The 18090-nt window shown below is 70.5% G+C and carries 17 protein-coding genes; 3 read left to right on the top strand and 14 right to left on the bottom strand.

Annotated elements, in window-relative coordinates:
* Positions 1 to 4 precede the first annotated feature (4 nt).
* From ilvC to VV01_RS05115, 6 genes are all read right to left on the bottom strand, one after another.
* Complete coding sequence (ilvC, locus tag VV01_RS05140; protein ID WP_050668953.1) at positions 5 to 1039, bottom strand: ketol-acid reductoisomerase; 1035 nt, start codon at positions 1037 to 1039, stop codon at positions 5 to 7.
* 59 nt (positions 1040 to 1098) lie between these two features.
* Positions 1099 to 1611, bottom strand: a complete 513-nt coding sequence (ilvN, locus tag VV01_RS05135) for an acetolactate synthase small subunit (RefSeq protein WP_050668952.1) — start codon at positions 1609 to 1611, stop codon at positions 1099 to 1101.
* Complete coding sequence (locus VV01_RS05130) at positions 1608 to 3425, bottom strand: acetolactate synthase large subunit (protein ID WP_157508745.1); 1818 nt, start codon at positions 3423 to 3425, stop codon at positions 1608 to 1610. The genes ilvN and VV01_RS05130 overlap by 4 nt, the downstream gene beginning before the upstream one ends.
* Positions 3426 to 3755: 330 nt before the next feature.
* Positions 3756 to 5456, bottom strand: a complete 1701-nt coding sequence (gene ilvD / locus VV01_RS05125; protein ID WP_050668950.1) for a dihydroxy-acid dehydratase — start codon at positions 5454 to 5456, stop codon at positions 3756 to 3758.
* Between the two features lie 67 nt (positions 5457 to 5523).
* Complete coding sequence (locus VV01_RS05120) at positions 5524 to 6045, bottom strand: SixA phosphatase family protein (protein ID WP_050668949.1); 522 nt, start codon at positions 6043 to 6045, stop codon at positions 5524 to 5526.
* Between the two features lie 12 nt (positions 6046 to 6057).
* The gene (locus tag VV01_RS05115; RefSeq protein WP_050668948.1) at positions 6058 to 6981 is read right to left on the bottom strand and encodes a 2-hydroxyacid dehydrogenase; all 924 of its coding nucleotides are present in this window, start codon (positions 6979 to 6981) and stop codon (positions 6058 to 6060) included.
* Between the two features lie 70 nt (positions 6982 to 7051).
* On the opposite strand from VV01_RS05115, the gene VV01_RS05110 reads away from it, so the two are divergent.
* From VV01_RS05110 to VV01_RS05095, 3 genes are read left to right on the top strand one after another with little or no spacing between them, the layout of a single operon-like run.
* Positions 7052 to 8188, top strand: coding sequence for a PQQ-dependent sugar dehydrogenase (locus VV01_RS05110; protein ID WP_231635161.1), 1137 nt, complete (start codon positions 7052 to 7054; stop codon positions 8186 to 8188).
* Positions 8189 to 8224: 36 nt separating this feature from the next.
* The gene (locus VV01_RS23215; protein ID WP_157508744.1) at positions 8225 to 9145 is read left to right on the top strand and encodes an RNA polymerase sigma factor; all 921 of its coding nucleotides are present in this window, start codon (positions 8225 to 8227) and stop codon (positions 9143 to 9145) included.
* Complete coding sequence (locus VV01_RS05095) at positions 9142 to 10194, top strand: hypothetical protein (RefSeq protein WP_157508743.1); 1053 nt, start codon at positions 9142 to 9144, stop codon at positions 10192 to 10194. Before VV01_RS23215 ends, VV01_RS05095 begins: the two co-directional genes overlap by 4 nt.
* Before the next feature lies 1 nt (position 10195).
* Here the strand turns inward: VV01_RS05095 and VV01_RS05090 are convergent, their stop codons facing one another.
* The 8 genes from VV01_RS05090 to ligA all read right to left on the bottom strand — a co-directional run bounded on the left by VV01_RS05090 (position 10196) and on the right by ligA (position 18055).
* Positions 10196 to 10882, bottom strand: a complete 687-nt coding sequence (locus VV01_RS05090; protein WP_231635160.1) for a class F sortase — start codon at positions 10880 to 10882, stop codon at positions 10196 to 10198.
* A gap of 152 nt (positions 10883 to 11034) precedes the next feature.
* On the bottom strand, positions 11035 to 12543 hold the full coding sequence (gatB, locus tag VV01_RS05085) for an Asp-tRNA(Asn)/Glu-tRNA(Gln) amidotransferase subunit GatB (protein ID WP_050668943.1): 1509 nt from the start codon (positions 12541 to 12543) through the stop codon (positions 11035 to 11037).
* Entirely contained in the window at positions 12540 to 14063 is a 1524-nt protein-coding gene (gene gatA, locus VV01_RS05080) for an Asp-tRNA(Asn)/Glu-tRNA(Gln) amidotransferase subunit GatA (protein ID WP_050668942.1), read from the bottom strand. The genes gatB and gatA overlap by 4 nt, the downstream gene beginning before the upstream one ends.
* 43 nt (positions 14064 to 14106) lie before the next feature.
* Positions 14107 to 14403 carry an Asp-tRNA(Asn)/Glu-tRNA(Gln) amidotransferase subunit GatC gene (gene gatC / locus VV01_RS05075; protein ID WP_050668941.1) on the bottom strand — a complete coding sequence of 99 codons (297 nt, stop codon included), beginning with the start codon at positions 14401 to 14403 and terminating at the stop codon, positions 14107 to 14109.
* Between the two features lie 60 nt (positions 14404 to 14463).
* Positions 14464 to 15084, bottom strand: coding sequence for a hypothetical protein (locus tag VV01_RS05070; protein ID WP_050668940.1), 621 nt, complete (start codon positions 15082 to 15084; stop codon positions 14464 to 14466).
* A gap of 75 nt (positions 15085 to 15159) precedes the next feature.
* The gene (locus VV01_RS05065) at positions 15160 to 15402 is read right to left on the bottom strand and encodes a glutaredoxin domain-containing protein (RefSeq protein ID WP_050668939.1); all 243 of its coding nucleotides are present in this window, start codon (positions 15400 to 15402) and stop codon (positions 15160 to 15162) included.
* Entirely contained in the window at positions 15399 to 15890 is a 492-nt protein-coding gene (locus VV01_RS05060) for a mycothiol transferase (RefSeq protein WP_071606296.1), read from the bottom strand. The genes VV01_RS05065 and VV01_RS05060 overlap by 4 nt, the downstream gene beginning before the upstream one ends.
* Complete coding sequence (gene ligA / locus VV01_RS05055) at positions 15887 to 18055, bottom strand: NAD-dependent DNA ligase LigA (protein ID WP_050668938.1); 2169 nt, start codon at positions 18053 to 18055, stop codon at positions 15887 to 15889. The genes VV01_RS05060 and ligA overlap by 4 nt, the downstream gene beginning before the upstream one ends.
* Positions 18056 to 18090: the final 35 nt, after the last annotated feature.

Below are 18090 nucleotides of genomic sequence, written 5' to 3'. Positions count from 1 at the left end.
GGTCTCAGCGAGCCGAGGAGCCCTCGACGTAGTCGGCGTCGTTGGCGCCGTCCTTGATCCAGCTCATGAGGCCACGCAGCTCCTTGCCGGTGGTCTCGATCGGGTGCTGGGCGGCCTTCTCGCGGAACGCCTTGAACTCCGGCGCACCGGCGTCCTGGTCGTCGATGAAGCGCTTGGCGAACGTGCCGTCCTGGATGTCCTTCAGGACAGCCTTCATGTTGTGCTTGACGTGCTCGTCGATGACGCGCGGGCCGGAGACGTAGTCGCCGTACTCAGCGGTGTCCGAGATCGACCAGCGCTGCTTGGCGATGCCGCCCTCGACCATCAGGTCGACGATGAGCTTGAGCTCGTGCAGGCACTCGAAGTAGGCGACCTCGGGCTGGTAGCCCGCCTCGGTGAGGGTCTCGAAGCCGTACTGGATCAGCTGCGAGGCACCACCGCACAGGACCGACTGCTCACCGAACAGGTCGGTCTCGGTCTCCTCCTTGAAGGTGGTCTGGATACCGCCGGCACGCAGGCCGCCGATGCCCTTGGCGTAGGACTTGGCGAGGTCGAACGCCTTGCCGGACGCGTCGACCTCGACGGCGACGAGCACGGGCACGCCGCGACCGTCGACGTACTCGCGACGCACGAGGTGGCCCGGGCCCTTCGGCGCGACCATGGCCACGTCGACGCCCTCGGGCGCGGTGATGTAGCCGTAGCGGATGTTGAAGCCGTGGCTGAAGAACAGCGCGTTGCCGGGCTTGAGGTGGGGCTGGATCTCCTCGGCGTAGACCGTGCGCTGCACCTGGTCGGGCGTGAGGATCATGACCAGGTCGGACTCCTGGACGGCCTCGGCGACGGTGACGACGCGCAGGCCCTCGGCCTCGGCCTTGGCGCGCGACTTTGAGCCCTCCTTGAGGCCGACGCGGACGTCGACACCCGAGTCACGCAGGTTGAGCGCGTGCGCGTGCCCCTGGCTGCCGTAGCCGATGATGGCAACCTTGCGGCCCTGGATGATCGACAGGTCGGCGTCGTCGTCGTAGAACATGTCAGCCACGGTGGAACTCCTTGTGTGTTGTCTTGCTGTATGCGGAAAGCATTGTGAGATAGAGGGATTCAGGCCGAACGCAGGGCACGGTCGGTGATCGAGCGCGGGCCGCGGCCCATGGCGATCACGCCGGACTGCACGAGCTCGCGCACGCCGTACGGCTCCAGCGCCGCGAGGAAGGCGTTGACCTTGTCGCGGTGACCGGTGGTCTGGATGATGACCGAGTCGGGCGCCAGGTCGATGACGTTGGCCCGGAACACCTCGACGAGCTGGAGGACCTGAGCACGCGCGGCGGCGTCGCAGCGCACCTTGATGAGCAGCACCTCGCGCTGGACCGAGGCGTCACCCTCGAGCTCGACGACCTTGAGCACCTCGACCAGCTTGTTGAGCTGCTTGGTCACCTGCTCAAGCGCGATCGACTCGACGTCGACCACGATCGTCATCCGTGAGATCTCGGGGTGCTCGGTCGGGCCGACGGCGAGCGAGTCGATGTTGAAGCCACGCCGTGAGATCAGACCCGAGATGCGCGCGAGCACACCGGGCTTGTTCTCGACCAGCACGGACAGGGTGTGCGAGCTCATGCCTGGCTCTCCTCGCTCGTCTCGTCGGACGCCTCGTCGTCCTCGCGGTCCCACACCGGGGTCATGGCGCGGGCGATCGTGACCTGGTCGTTGCTGACGCCTGCCGGCACCATCGGCCACACCATCGCGTCGCGCTCGACGACGAAGTCGATGACGACGGGACGGTCGTTGATCTCCAGGGCCTTCTTGATGACGTCGTCGACGTCGTCAGGGCTCTCGCAGCGCAGGCCCACACAGCCGTACGCGTCTGCGAGCTTGACGAAGTCGGGGATGCGTCGACCCTCGTGCGAGGTGTGCAGGTCGGTGTTGGAGTAGCGCTCGTTGTAGAACAGCGACTGCCACTGCCGCACCATGCCGAGGCTGGAGTTGTTGATGATCGCGACCTTGATCGGGATGTCGTTGATGACGCAGGTCGCGAGCTCCTGGTTGGTCATCTGGAAGCAGCCGTCGCCGTCGATCGCCCACACGACACGGTCCGGCTCGGCCGCCTTGGCGCCCATCGCCGCCGGCACGGAGTAGCCCATGGTGCCGAGACCGCCGGAGTTGAGCCAGGCGTTGGGCCGCTCGTACTGCACGAACTGCGCGGCCCACATCTGGTGCTGGCCGACGCCCGCGACATAGGTGGCGTCGGGGCCGGTCAGCTCGCCGATGCGCTCGATGACGTACTGCGGTGCGATCGCGGTCGCGTCCTCGGGCGGGGTGTAACCGAGGGGGAAGGTCTTCTTCCAGCCGGCCGTCGTGGAGCGCCACGCGCTGTAGTCGCCGCCCTCGCCCGCATCGATGTCGGCGCGCACGGCCGCCACCAGCTCGGTGATGACCTCCTGGCAGTCGCCGACGATCGGCACGTCGGCGACGCGGTTCTTGGAGATCTCGGCCGGGTCGATGTCCGCGTGGATCACCTTCGCCAGCGGGGCGAACGACGACAGCTCGCCGGTGACGCGGTCGTCGAAGCGGGTGCCGAGGGCGATGAGCAGGTCAGACTTCTGCAGCGCGGTCACGGCGGCGACCGACCCGTGCATACCGGGCATGCCCAGGTGCAGCTCGTGGCTGTCGGGCACGGCGCCGCGTGCCATCAGAGTCGTGACGACCGGGATCTGCGCCACGTCGACGAGCTCGCGCAGCACGTCACTGGCCTCGGCGCGCACGACGCCGCCACCGACGTACAGGACGGGGTTCTTGGCCTCGCGGATCAGCGCCGCCGCGGCCTTGATCTGCTTCTGGTGGGGGCGCGTCACCGGCCGGTAGCCCGGCAGGTCGACGGTGGGCGGCCACGCGAACATGGTCGTCGCGGTCAGCGCGTCCTTGGTGATGTCGACGAGCACCGGTCCGGGCCGGCCCGTGGACGCGACGTGGAACGCCTCGGCGACGGCGCGCGGGATCTCGGCCGGGTCGGTGACGAGGTAGTTGTGCTTGGTGATCGGCATCGTGATGCCGCGGATGTCGGCCTCCTGGAAGGCATCCGTCCCGATGGTGCGCGAGTTGACCTGTCCGGTGATCGCGACGATCGGGATCGAGTCCATGTAGGCGTCGGCGAGCGGCGTCACCAGGTTGGTCGCACCCGGCCCGCTGGTCGCCATGCAGACGCCGACCTTGCCGGTGGCCGCGGCGTACCCGGTGGCCGCGTGGCCCGCGCCCTGCTCGTGGCGGACGAGCACGTGGCGGACGCTCACGGAGTCCAGCAGCGGGTCGTACGCCGGGAGGATCGCGCCACCCGGGATGCCGAAGACCGTGCCGACCTCGAGCGCCTCGAGCGCGAGTACCAGGCTCTGCGCACCGGTGACGGTGCGGGGCTGGTTGCTGGGACGCGCTGCCATGTCGGCCGGCGTCGGCGGGCGCGACGCCGCTGGCGCAGCTGTCGTCGTCTCACTCACGGTCGGTCACCGCTTTCGGTTGTGGTTCTGAGGTGTTCGGGCACAAAAAAACCCTCAGCCCGGAGGGCATTGAGGGTGAGCGCGCGAGCTGAGCAGAGTCAGCAGGCGCGCCTGGGAAGTACGAGAATTCGTGCCACGCCCACAGCGTGCCCCGAGCGCCCGGACCGTGTCAACGGATGAGAAAGCCATCCCGTATCGCGAGACGCCGCGAGAACGAGAAATGACTGCCCGGCACTGCATGGAGTGCCGGGCAGTCATTCTTCGCAAGGTGGGTCAGTCGCAGACGGCGCCGTTGCTGGCGCTGCCGACCAGACGGCGGTACTTCGCGAGCACGCCGCGGGTGTACTTCGGCTCAGGCGCCGTGACACCTGCCGTACGCCGCCGCTGCAGCTCGTCGTCGTCGATCAGCAGGTCGAGGGTGCCGGCGGCGACGTCGAGGCGGATCGTGTCACCGTCCTGGACGAACGCGATCGGTCCCTCGTCGACGGCCTCGGGCGCGACGTGGCCGACGCACAGACCAGTCGTCCCGCCGGAGAAACGCCCGTCGGTGAGCAGCAGCACGTCCTTGCCCAGGCCGGCGCCCTTGATGGCGCCCGTGACCGCGAGCATCTCGCGCATGCCGGGGCCGCCCTTGGGGCCCTCGTAGCGGATGACGACGACGTCGTTGGGCTTGAGCGAGCCCTCGGACACCGCGTCCATCGCCGCGCGCTCACCGTCGAAGACCCGTGCGCTGCCCTCGAACACGTCGCTGTCGAAGCCCGCGGACTTCACGACCGCGCCCTCCGGGGCGAGCGAGCCCTTGAGGATCGTCAGGCCGCCCGTCGCGTGGATCGGGTTGTTCATGGCGCGCAGCACCTTGCCGTCGAGGTCGGGCGGCGCGATGTCGGCGAGGTTCTCGGCGACGGTCTTGCCGGTGACCGTGAGGCAGTCGCCGTGCAGGAGGCCGGCGTCGAGCAGCGCCTTCATGGCGACCGGGATGCCGCCCACGTGGTCGATGTCCTTCATCACGAACGCCCCGAACGGCTTGACGTCGGCCAGGTGCGGGACCTTCTTGCCGATGCGCTGGAAGTCGTCGATCGACAGGTCGACGTCGGCCTCGTGGGCGATCGCGAGCAGGTGCAGGACCGCGTTGGTCGAGCCACCGAACGCCATCACGACGGCGATGGCGTTCTCGAACGCCTCCTTGGTCATGATCTGCCGGGCGGTGATGCCCTGGCGCAGCATGCCGATGACGGCCTCACCGGACTTGCGGGCATAGCCGTCGCGACGACGGTCAGTGGCGGGCGGTGCGGCCGAGCCCGGGAGGGACATGCCGATCGCCTCGGACACCGCGGCCATGGTGTTGGCTGTGTAGAACCCGCCGCACGCACCCTCGCCGGGGCAGATCGCGCGCTCGATCGCGTCGACGTCCTGGCGGCTCATCCGGCCGGCCGCGCAGGCACCGACGGCCTCGAACGCGTCGATGATCGTCACCTCGCGCTCGGAGCCGTCGGAGAGCTTGGCGATGCCGGGGAGGATCGAGCCGGCGTACAGGAACACCGACGCGAGGTCGAGGCGCGCCGCGGCCATCAACATGCCCGGCAGCGACTTGTCGCAACCCGCGAGAAGCACTGAGCCGTCGAGCCTTTCGGCGCTCATGACGGTCTCGACGGAGTCGGCGATGATCTCGCGGGAGACCAGCGAGAAGTGCATGCCCTCGTGGCCCATCGAGATGCCGTCGCTGACCGAGATCGTGCCGAACTCCAGCGGGTATCCCCCACCGGCGTGGACTCCGTCCTTGACCGCCTTGGCGAGCCGGTCGAGCGACAGGTTGCAGGGGGTGATCTCGTTCCAGGAGCTCGCGACACCGATCTGCGGCTTGGCGAAGTCGTCGTCGCCGAGGCCTACCGCTCGAAGCATCCCTCGCGCGGCGGTCTTCTCCAGACCGTCGGTGACGTCGCGGCTGCGGGGCTTGAGATCGGGCGTCTGCGTCATGCCCAGATCGTAGGACGACTGTCCGCCTGATGGGACGCCAGTCCCGAGATGTGAACCGTCCGGATATTCAGCCGCGCGCGGTGTGCACGGCGCGCAGCCTGGCCGCCCCGGGAGCGAGGTCGGCCCAGTCGGTGTCGACGTCCAGTACGGCGATCGTCGCGGTCGGGTAGCCCTCGGCGAGGCGCTGCTCGACCGCGTCGTCGGCCTCGCCGTCAGCGAGCTCGACGGCCAGGCCGGGGATGCCGGGCGCGTGACCGACCACGACCAGCGTGATCGCGTCGGCGTCCGCCTCACGCACGACGTCCAGCAGCCGCTCGGGCGGGGCGTTGTAGATGCGCGGCTCGTGCTCGACCACGGTGCCCAGCCGGCTCGCCTCGACGACGGCGGCCCATGTCTCGCGGGTGCGCGCCGACGTGCTGCACAGCACCAGATCGGGAGCGATGCCCTGCTCACGAAGCCACTGGCCGGCCGCGGCAGCGTCGGCGTGGCCGCGCTCGGTGAGCGAGCGCTCGTGGTCGACCTTGCCCTCGGGGTCCTCGGCCTTGGCGTGGCGCAGCAGCACCAGCTGACGATGCGTGGCGTCGTTCATGTGCTCAGCATGTCAGGCACGGTGCACGACATGGTGGACGCCGCTCCCGTCGGCGTACGCCGCGAGCTCGCGCCGCAGGAACCGCAGGGCACGCGGCTCGAACGCCGTGCTCGCGCCGCCGACGTGCGGGCTGATGAGGACCCCCGGTGCCCGCCACAGCGGGTGGTCGGTGGGCAGCGGCTCGGGGTCGGTGACGTCCAGCGCCGCGCGCAGCCGCCCGCTCTCGCACTCCGCGAGCAGCGCATCGGTGTCGACCACGCCCCCGCGCGCGACGTTGACCACCAGGGCGTCGTCAGGCAGGGCTGCGAGGAACTCGGCGTCGACGAGCCCGCGGGTGCTGTCGGTCAGCGGGACGATGAGGACGACGATCTCGGCGTCCGGCAGCAGGCCGGGAAGCTCGTCGACGCCGTGCACCCGCTCCACGAGGTCGTCACCCGCACGTGCGCGCGACGCGACGGCCGTGACCTGCGCCTCGAAAGCGTTGAGCCTGCTCACGATCGAGCGCCCGACCGAGCCGTAGCCGACGAGCAGGACCCGCCGGTCGGCGAGCGACGGAGCGCCCGCAGCACGCAACCACTCCCCTCTCTCCTGCGCACGGACGAAGTCGGGCAGCCTGCGCTGCGAAGCCAGCGTGAGAGCCAGGGCCAGCTCTGCGGTCGAGGTGTCGTGGATGCCTGCGCCGTTGGCGAGCACGACGCCGGGCGGCAGGTGCGGGACGGCGTGCTCGTACCCCGCCGTCACCAGCTGGACGACCTGGAGGCCGGGCAGCTCGGAGAGCCGGCTGAGGCGATCAGGGTTGCCCATGTAGGGCGGCACGACCAGGCCGATGTCGGCGCGCGGCGGCGGACCTTTGAGGTCCCAGTGGACGAGCTCGACGCCCGAGACGTCGTCGAGCTCGGCGATCCAGTGCTGGTCGGGCAGGGAGACAACGGCCATGACAGGCAACGTACGCGCGAGGCGTGCCGCGGGCGCCGTCGGCCCGGCATCATGAGACATGGCCCGTCTCGTGCTCCGTACCGCCTTCGGCGGCCTCGCTCTCGTCCTCCTCACCACGGCGTGCACGGACGCCGAGCCGCGCGGCGCGCGAACCGGGTCGTCGGCCGGCGCCTCCGCGGCGTCGTCGGCGCCGTCGGCGCCGTCCGGAGCCGCGCCCGCCGCGCCCGCCGCGCCCGCCGCGCGCGTCACGGTCGCTCAGGACCTGGAGGTCCCGTGGGGCCTGGCCTTCCTGCCCGACGGGAGCGCGCTCGTCACGCTGCGTGACAAGGCCGAGGTACTTCAGGTACGCCCCGGCTCCTCCCCCGTCACCGTCGGGTCGGTCGAGGGCGTCACACCCGACGGCGAGGCCGGTCTGCTCGGCATCGCCGTGTCGCCCGAGTTTGCTTCTGACAGAAGGGTATTCGTCTACTACACGACCGACTCCGACAACAGGGTCGAGCGCTTCACGCTCGTCGACGGACGACTGCAGCCGGACAAGGTCGTGGTGTCGGGCATTCCACGGGCGAGCTTTCACGACGGCGGAAGGCTGGCGTTCGGACCGGACCGGCGTCTCTACATCGGCACCGGCGATGCCGGCGAGACCAGCAGGTCCCAGGACCTCGGCTCACTCGGAGGCAAGATCCTGCGCGTCGACCAGGACGGACGTGCCCCCGCCGACAACCCCGTCGCGGGCTCACCGGTGTGGAGCCGCGGGCATCGCAACGTGCAGGGCCTCGCCTGGGACGCCGCAGGGCGGATGTACGCGAGCGAGTTCGGGCAGAACACCTGGGACGAGCTCAACCTCATCCGCAAGGGCGGCAACTACGGATGGCCGCAGGTCGAGGGCAAGGGCGGCGACCCGGCGTACGTCGACCCGCTCGTGCAGTGGCCCACCTCGGACGCGTCGCCGAGTGGCCTCGCGATCGGGCGGGACGGGGCGGCGTACGTCGCCGCACTCGCCGGCCGCTCACTGTGGCGGGTCCCGCTGACGAACGGCACGGCAGGCGAGCCCGAACGGCTGCTCGAGGACGACCTCGGCCGCATCAGGACGGTCGCCGTCGGGCCGGACGGTCGGCTCTGGGTGATCACGAGCAACACCTTCCGAGGCTCCCCCGGAGAGCACGACGACCGCGTGATCGTGATGACCGCCGACGCGCTCCGATCATGACCACGTCCACGCCGGTCTCGTGATGGACTGGGCACCATGAGCTCACGTGAGGGCGCCGAGCAGGCGTTCCGCGGCCTGGTCGAGGCCCGTTGGCAGCGGTGGTACGACCTCGCCGTCACCGTGACCGCGGACGAGCACCGCTCTCGCGCAGCCGTTCTCGCGACGTTCATCCATCTGGACGAGCGCTGGGACGACGTCGAGTCGGCGCCCACGGACGCGGGGCTCCGACACCTCGTCTCCCTGCTGCGACCCGGCACTCAGGTCGAGGCCGCACCAGACGAGGACTCACCTGCAGACCCGTTCGAGGACGAGACGGCGCGCACACGCAGGCGCCTGCTCACGGCGTACCGCGGACTCGACATCGAGTCGCGCATCGCTCTCGGCCTGCGCTGCGTCGACGACCTCACCGACGACGAGATCGCCCGTGCCACAGGCGAGTCCGGCGACCAGGTCGCCCGACGCATCGACTCGGCACTCGACGTCGTCGCCGTCGACGGGCCGGACTCGTGGGGTCGCGCCCGAGTCGAGGCCGAGCTGCGAGACGCGGTTCGCTCGGAGGCTGCCCAGAGCGTCGCCGACGAAAATCCCTGGAGCACAACAGATCTCGCGATCCGGCGCAGCCGCAGACGGCGTCGTCGAGTCAACGTCGTCGTGGTCGCCGCCGTGACCGCCGTTGCTGTCGGCGTCGTCGCTGTCGCCGTCACCCAGCAGCCCGATCAACCGCAACCGCAGCCGCGTCCGGGACGACGGCCACCGCGCCTCCACCGCTGGACCCGCGCAGCGGCGACCTCACCCGTTGGCCGTTGCGAGGTTCGCTGGCGGGACGACCGGATCTGCTCGAGTCGCTGCGCAACCCCGCCCGTCTGCGGGAGCTCGCCGGTGTCGACCCGGCGCAGGACCCGGTCTTCATCGATCGCTTCGTCTTCGCCGGGGATGTCGGGAGCAGCCGTTTCGTGATCGGTTACACCCCGGACCTCGCCGGCACGGGCGGTGAGGAGAAGGTCGTCGCCACCATCGCCTTCGTCGGCCCACGCGGAGCCCCGATGGCCTCGCTGACACCGGCCGTCGGCAACGGGTCCAGCTCAGCCCTGATCGCCATCGCGCACCGCCCGACATCGCGGCCCGGCGACCTGCTGGTCCTCGGTCCTGACGGGCAGGTGCCCACCCGCGTCTCGGCCGGCCCGATCTACCACCTCGACGGCACGGCCACCCGCACCTGGACGCCGCTGCGCTTCGACCACGGTGTCGCGACCGCGTCCCTGCCCGCCACCGGACCCGACTCGACCGTCGTGCGTGCCGAAACCGGTGAGAGCGTCATGGCGACCACCGCGTGGGTCACCCCGCCCGGCGGGCCCGGGACGCCCGCCCCTGTGGGCGACGTCGCCACAGACCTCGTGAGGCAGTTCGCGTCCGACCAGCGCCTGGCACCGTCACAGGTCACCGTCCTGGACCGACGCACCACCCACTACCGTGCGCCAGCACAACGTCCGTTCCCGTTCCCGGCGCCGGGTCAGAACCGCATCCCGGGACCCAGCCCGACCATGCTGGAGGTCGGCTGGACCGCGACCACGGTCGTCATGCAGCGTCCGGACGGCACGGTGTTTCGCAGCGGCCGCGTCGAGCCCGACAACAACCGGGGCAACAGCACCACCCAGTCGGTCACCGGTGCACCGACCGATGCCCGCCGGTGGCGTGGCCGGCCCATGGTGGCGACCGAGGAGTCGGAGACGGGCAGTCGTCAACCCGTCGTCCTGATCGCACCAGGCGCAGCACGCGTGCGCTTCACCGGGCAGAACGGCGGCCAGGTCTCGCTCGACCGCATCGGGGACGGGGTGTTCCGCGGGCAGCTCGCGGCCACCGGGTGGTTCACCGATCCCATGCGAGTCACCGTCGAGACGTACGACGGCAACGGGCGACGCCTTGGCAGGTGGCCGTTGCTGACCGCCGCCGAGGCCGACCCCTTGGTCCAGGGCGGGACCACCGGCATGGTCACCCGCACCTACTGACTCAGACCGGGCTGGCCCACACGACGTAGTTGGACACGTGGTGGTTGCCGACGACGCGCGAACCGGCGTCACAGGTGATCAGAGCCAGGACCGGCTTGCTCGATGAACCCCACACCCTCGGGTCGGTCTGCAGCTTGCGCTTGTCGACCGACTCCTCGGCGTAGACCTTGAACGTGCGGCTCTTGCCGTCGCCGAACTCCACCGTGACGACATCGCCGACGCTGAGCTTGTCGAGCTTGTAGAACACGTCGGGTCCGTCGTACATCACGTGCCCGGCGATCACCGAGATGCCGTCCTGACCGGGCTTGACCGACTTGTTGTACCACTGGGGTACGCCGGCCGGCGGGTTGATCTCGCCCGAGGAGTTGACCCCGCGAGAGATGAGGTTCTCGTCGAAGCCGATCGTGGGCATCTCCAACCGCGTCGGCACCGCCTGTGAGGTGCCCTCGCCGTCCTTCGCGCCCGAGCCCGAGGAGCCGTCCGAGCCGTCACCGGCCGATCCGCCGTCGGTCGAGGACGGCTCGCGGGTCGCACCGTTGACGCCCACACCGTTCTTGTCGGGCGTGGCGGCGGCGCTGGGCAGCAGCGTGCCCTGCCCCTGCGTCGACCAGTCGCCGGCCCCGGAGTCGCTGTCGCCGCCGCAGGCGCTCGTGAGCCCCAGCAGGGCGACCGCGGCTGCCGCAGCCACCAGTCGACCTCGATATGTCGCGCCCATCAGCGGTGTCCCCTCACATGTGGTCCGGCGACGCGCTGAGCTCACACCCGTGGCCCCCGTGAGCGCGTCGTACGCGGCCAGCCTACGTAAGGGTCAGCCCCGCGACCACCGGACCCAGCGGATCCTCAGGTGAGCCGCTGCAGGATCAGCTCACGCACCTTGGCCGCGTCCGCCTGGCCCTTCATCGCCTTCATCACCTGACCGATGAGGGCGCCGGCGGCCTGGACCTTGCCGTCACGCACCTTGGCAGCGACGTCGGGGTTGGCCGCGATGACCTCGTCGACGGCCGACTCGAGCGCGCCGTCGTCCTGGACGAGCTCCAGGCCACGCGCGTCGGCGACCGCGGTGGGTGCGCCCTCGCCGTTGATGACGCCCTCGAGGACCTGACGCGCCATCGAGTCGTTGAGGCGGCCCGAGGCGACCATGCCGTCCAGCTCGGCGACGTACGCCGGGGTGACGTTGAAGTCGGACACGGCCTTGCCCTCGGCGTTGGCCCGACGTGCCAGCTCGCCGGTCCACCACTTGCGGGCCGCAGCCGGTGTCGCCCCTGCGGCCACGGTCTCCTCGATGATCTCGACCGCACCGGCGTTCATGACGTCGCGCATCTCGAGATCGCTGTAGCCCCAGGCGGACTGGAGGCGCTTGCGGCGCTCCCCGGGCGGCTCGGGCAGCGTGCCGCGCAGCTGGTCGACGAGCTCGCGGCTGGGCGCCACCGGCACCAGATCCGGCTCGGGGAAGTAGCGGTAGTCGTCGGCGTCGGACTTCGGACGACCCGACGTCGTGACGCCGGTGTCCTCGTGCCAGTGCCTCGTCTCCTGCAGGATCGAGCCGCCGGCCTCGAGCACCGCAGCGTGTCGGCACATCTCGTAGCGGACCGCGCGCTCGACCGAGCGCAGGGAGTTGACGTTCTTGGTCTCGGTGCGGGTGCCGAGCTGGTCAGCGCCCTTGGGCATCAGCGAGACGTTGGCGTCGCAGCGCATCGAGCCCTGCTCCATCTTGACGTCGCTGACGTCGAGCGCCTTGAGCAGGTCGCGCAGCGTCGCGACGAAGGCCCGAGCCACCTCGGGCGCCCGCTCCCCCGCGCCGCGGATCGGTCGGGTGACGATCTCGACGAGCGGGATGCCGGCGCGGTTGTAGTCGACCAACGAGTAGTCGGCGCCCTGGATACGACCGGTGGAGCCACCGACGTGCAGCGACTTGCCGGTGTCCTCCTCCATGTGCGCCCGCTCGATGTCGACGCGGAACACCTCACCGTCGTCGAGCTCGACGTCGAGGTAGCCGTCGAACACGATCGGTTCGTCGTACTGCGACGTCTGGAAGTTCTTGGGCATGTCCGGGTAGAAGTAGTTCTTGCGCGCGAAGCGGCACCACTCGGCGACCTGGCAGTTGAGGGCGAGGCCGATGCGGATCGCCGACTCGACGGCGGCCGCGTTGACCACGGGCAGCGCACCCGGCAGTCCCAGGCACACCGGACAGGTCTGGGTGTTGGGCTCGGCGCCGAACGTCGTCGCGCAGCCGCAGAACATCTTGGTGGCGGTGCCCAGCTCGACGTGGACCTCCAGGCCCATCACCGGGTCGTACTTGGCGAGGACCTCGTCGTAGGGCAGCACCGCATCCGTCGTGGCAACGCTCATCGCGCGATCTCCTTCACGTGGTCGCCGGCCAGCTCGGGCGGGGTGAGCGGCCCGCCCCACTGCTCCAGCAGCGCAGCCTCGAGCGCCGCGCCGACGCCGTACATCAGGTGGTCCTTGGCCGCAGGGGCGAGGATCTGGAAACCGGCCGGCAGGCCGTCCTCGTCGGCCAGGCCGCTGGGCAGCGACAGCCCCGGCACACCAGCGAGGTTGGCAGGGATGGTGGCGACGTCGTTGAGGTACATCGCCATCGGGTCGTCCAGCTTGTCGCCCAGCTTGAACGCCGTGGTGGGCGCCGTCGGCGACACCAGCACGTCGGCCTTCTCGAACGCCGCGGCGAAGTCGCGGGCGATGAGCGTACGGACCTTCTGCGCCTGGCCGTAGTAGGCGTCGTAGTAGCCGCTGGACAGGGCGTAGGTGCCGAGGATGATGCGGCGCTTGACCTCGTCGCCGAAGCCCGCGTCACGCGTGGCGGCCATGACCTGCTCGGCGCTCGGGCTGTCGACGCCGTCAGGGCTGACCCGCAGGCCGTAGCGCATCGCGTCGAACTTGGCGAGGTTGGAGGACGCCTCGCTCGGGAGGATGAGGTAGTACGCGGCGAGGCCCTGCTCGAACGTCGGGCACGACACCTCGACGACCTCGGCACCCCGGTCGACCAGCAGCTGCAGCGACTCCTCGAAGCGCTTCTGGACGCCCGGCTGGAAGCCCTCGCCGGAGATCTCCTTGATGACGCCGATGCGCAGCCCCTTGACGTCGGCCTTGCGCGCCGCGTCGACGACCGGCGGCACCGGGGCGTCGATCGAGGTCGAGTCCATGACGTCGTGGCCGCCGATGACCTCGTGCAGCAGGGCGGCGTCGAGCACCGAACGGGTGCACGGACCGGCCTGGTCCAGCGAGCTCGCGAGGGCGATCAGTCCGTAGCGCGACACGCCACCGTAGGTCGGCTTGGCGCCGACGGTGCCGGTGACCGACGCGGGCTGGCGGATGGAACCACCGGTGTCGGTGCCGATCGCCAGCGGCGCCTCGAACGCGGCCACCGCAGCGGAGGAACCACCACCCGAGCCGCCGGGCGTGCGCTCGAGGTCCCAGGGGTTGTGGCTCGGGCCGTAGGCGGAGTGCTCGGTCGAGGACCCCATGGCGAACTCGTCCATGTTGGTCTTGCCGAGGATCGGCAGACCGGCGGCGCGCAGCCGCGTGACCAGCGTCGCGTCGTACGGCGGGATCCAGCCCTGCAGCATCTTGCTGCCCGCGGTGGTCGGCTGCCCCTGTGTGGCGACGACGTCCTTGACGGCGATCGGGACGCCTGCCAGCGCAGAGCGTGACTCGCCAGCAGCACGCTGCTCGTCGGCCTGCCGGGCGGCGGCCAGGGCACCCTCGGGGTCGACGTGCAGGAACGCGTGGACGTCGCCGTCGACGGCGGCGATGCGGTCGAGGTGAGCCTGGGTCGCCTCGACCGAGCTGATCTCCTTGCGGGCCAGCCGGTCAGCGATCTCGGCAGCGGTGAGCCGGGTGATGTCAGTCAACGTGTGAATCTTTCTGAGCTCGGGTGGGGCAGCGCGTCAGCAGTCAGTCTTCGTCGAGGATGCGGGGCACCTCGAACCGCTGCAGCTCGGAGGCGGGCGCACCCGAGAGGGCCTGCTCGGCGGTGAGGCTCGGGCGCACCTCGTCGGGGCGGGTCACGTTGGTGACGGGCAACGGGTGCGACATCGGCGGGATGTCGTCGGCAGCGATCTCGCCGACGCTCGCCACGAACTCCACGATCTGGTCCAGCTGGCCGGCGAGGTGGTCGAGCTCGTCGTCGGAGAGCTGGATACGGGCAAGGCTGGCGACGTGGGCGACCTCGTCACGGGAGAGCGTGGACATGTGGGGCAGTCTATTCGCCCTCGACCCGCGGCCGGGCGCCGCTCCTGTGCGGGCGTGCTGTCAGCTGAAGTCGATGTCCTCGTCCACCAGGACGAAGTGCCCCTCGCCGTCCTCGAGCTCGGCCGTCACGGAGACCTGGTCACCGTCGACCGTCCCGCTGCACGCGCTCCGCGCGCCCGACTCGACCAGGTCGATGTCCGCGCAGGTGAACCCCTCCGGCGACATCATCATGTTCTCGTAGACGCGCGCGACCTCGAGTGCGAGGCGGTCGCCGGAGTAGGTCTGCCCGACCACCATGCCCGGGGCCGTACCGCGCATCGCCGGGTCATCGGTCACGCCCGGGTCGTCCTCGGGCGCGTAGTCGCTGTAGCCGCCGTCGCCGAGCGCGGTGTAGCCCCACGGACCGGTCGCGACCACCACACCGAGCAGCAGCACGCCGAGCAGTGCGACGACGCTCAGGACGAGCGCGATCACCCCGACCGCGCTGCTGCCACCGGAGGGGCGAGGGGCGGGCCAGGTCGGGCCGGGCGCGTACGCCGACGTCGGGGCGTACGACGGCGTCGAGCCGTACGCGGGCGCCGCGGGAGCGGCGTACGGCGTGGCCCCCGGCGTCCAGGTGGCGCCCGGAGCGGGCGGTCCGGGCGGGACGGGAGGGGGTGGGGTCGTGACGTCCTCGGACATGGCGAGCCTTCTCGAGCAGCAAGCCTCCACCACGGAGGTCGGCGAACTATCGCACACCGTCACCGGCGCGCGCGCTCACTCCAGCAAGGTCTCGTGGACGAACCCCGGGTCGGGGTTGGTGTAGCCCTTGCCGTCGATGACCACGGTGGGCACGACCTCGTTGCCCTGGTTGAGACCACGGACGACCTCGGCGGCCTCGGGGTCCTCCCAGATGTTGCGCCACTGCGCCTTGCTCGCATCGGGGCCGAGCACCGAGCGCAGCGTGTGGCAGAACCCGCAACCGGGTCGCCAGTAGATCGTGACGTCATGGGCGCTCATGGGTGCTCCTTGCGAACGAGGTCTGCGGTGAGGTCGAGGTGGCCGCGGTGCTGGGCGAGCTCTTCGTAGATGTGCATCAGGACACCACCCTGGGTGCGGGTGAACTCCTCGTCACCCTCGCGACGACGTCCGTCGAGCGACCCGCGCGGCGGCGCGGCACCGTCGTACGAGGCGAGGTCGGCGTCCAGGCGTGTGCGTTGCACCCGGACTCGGGAGATCAGGTCAGCGACCGGTCCGTGCGCGACGAACTCGGCGTCGCGGTCTCGGGTGATCGCCCGGTCGGCGATCACGTGACCTCCCCAGAACTCCATGACGCCGAGGCAGTGCGTCACGATGACGTACGCCGAGTTGGCACCGGGCAGGTCAGGGCGGCGGTTGGCGAGGTCATCACCCAGGTCGGCGAGCGTGGCGGCCATCCCGCGCAGCGCCCGGTCGACGTGGACCAGGACGTCGTCCAGGGGTACGACGCCGGTCGGCTCTGCGGTCACGACGGCTCCTCCCCCGCCTCGGTCTCGGCGTCGGGCTCGGCGAACGCCGTCGGGCCCTGCTCCAGCAAGGTCCGGAAACCGTCCTCGTCGAGGATGCGCAGCCCGAGCTCTTCGGCCTTGGTGGCCTTGCTCCCGGCGTTGGCGCCGACGACGACGAAGTCGGTCTTCTTGCTGACCGAGCCCGAGGCCTTGCCACCGCGCGCGATGATCGCCTCCTTGATCTCATCGCGCGAGAACTGCTCCAACGACCCGGTCGCCACGATCGTCAGCCCCTCGAGGGTGCGCTCGACCGACGCGTCACGCTCGTCCTCCATGCGTACGCCGGCGGCGGCCCACCGCTGCACGATCTGCTCGTGCCAGTCGACCCCGAACCAGGCGACGACCGCGTCGGCGATCACCGGGCCGGCGCCGTCCGTGCTGGCGATGCGCTCGGCGTCGGCCTCACGCAGCGCCGCGATCGAGCCGAACTCCGCGGCGAGCGCCCGCGCCGCTGTGGGGCCGACGTGGCGGATCGAGAGCGCGACGATGACCCGCCACAACGGCTGGGACTTGGCCTGCTCGAGGTTGGCGATCAGGCGAGCACCGTTGGCGGACAACGTCTTTCCGTCGACGACCGCGTCGTCGGGGTCGGTCTTCTTGGCGGCGCGGGTGTAGATCGGGACCTTGACCAGGTCGGCCGTGGTCAGGTCGAACAGCGTCGACTCGTCGGTGAGGACGCCCGAGTCGAGCAGCGCGGTCGCGCCCTCCCATCCGAGCGCCTCGATGTCGAACGCGCCGCGCCCGGCCAGGCTGAACAACCGCTCACGCAGCTGCGCAGGGCAGGTGCGGGAGTTGGGGCAGCGGATGTCCTTGTCACCCTCACGCTCGTACGCCAGGGGTGTGCCGCACGAGGGGCACTGCGTGGGCATCTCGAACGCGCGCTCGGAGCCGTCGCGCAGCTCGGCGACCGGGCCGACGATCTCGGGGATCACGTCACCGGCCTTGCGCAGCACCACGGTGTCGCCGATGAGCACGCCCTTGCGGACGACCTCGAACGCGTTGTGCAGCGTCGCGCGCTCGACGGTGGAGCCCGCCACCTTGACCGGCTTCATCACCCCGAAGGGCGTGACCCGGCCCGTACGACCCACGTCGACACGGATGTCGAGGAGCGTGGTGTTGACCTCCTCGGGTGGGTACTTGAACGCGATCGCCCACCGCGGCGCCCGCGAGGTCGAGCCGAGCTGCCGCTGCACCGACACCTCGTCGACCTTGACGACGACGCCGTCGAGCTCGTGCTCGACGGAGTGGCGGGCCTTGCCGAAGCGGTCGACGTAGCGCTGGACGGCCGCGATGTCCTTGACGACCTCCGAATGGGTCGAGGTCGGCAGACCCCAGCCCTTGAGCAGGTCGTACGCCTGGGACTGGCGGGTGATGTCGAAGCCCGTGCGCGCACCGATGCCGTGGACGAGCATGCGCAGGTTGCGCGAGGCCGTCACGCGCGGGTCCTTCTGGCGCAGCGAGCCGGCCGCGGTGTTGCGGGGGTTGGCGAACGGCGGCTTGCCCTGCTCGACGAGTGAGGCGTTGAGGGCCTCGAAGTCCTCGACCGGGAAGAACACCTCACCCCGCACCTCGACCAGGTCGGGGATGTCGTCGCCCTTGAGCTGGTGCGGGATGCCCTCGATGGTGCGCACGTTGAGCGTGACGTCCTCGCCCGTGCGGCCGTCACCCCGGGTCGCCGCGCGGACGAGCCGGCCCTTCTCGTAGAGAAGGTTGACGGCCAGTCCGTCGATCTTGAGCTCGCACAGGAAGTGGACGGTCGCGCCGCCTGCCTCGCGCTCGACCCGCTCGGCCCAGGCTGCGAGCTCGTCGGCGCTGAACGCGTTGTCGAGGCTGAGCATCCGCTCGACGTGGTCGACGGGCGTGAACTCGGTGGAGTAGGTCGCACCGACCTGCTGGGTCGGGCTGTCCGGCGTCCGCAACGAGGGCTGGGCGTCCTCGATCTCGTTGAGGCGCCTGATCAGGGCGTCGTACTCGCCGTCGCTGACCGTCGGCGCATCGCGCACATGGTAGGCGAACTGGTGGGCACGCACCTGCTCGGCGAGGTCGGCCCACTCGTGGCGGATCTCGTCGGGGACGAGGCCCTCGGGCGTCTCGTCGGTGTCAGCTGGCTGCTCGGTCGCGCTCACCCGACCATCCTGCCGCACCGCGCCGACACGACGCC

Origin of the sequence: Luteipulveratus halotolerans (genome assembly GCF_001247745.1) — a bacterium.
GTDB classification, from domain to species: domain Bacteria; phylum Actinomycetota; class Actinomycetes; order Actinomycetales; family Dermatophilaceae; genus Luteipulveratus; species Luteipulveratus halotolerans.
This window is presented reverse-complemented; position numbering and strand designations above follow the sequence as displayed.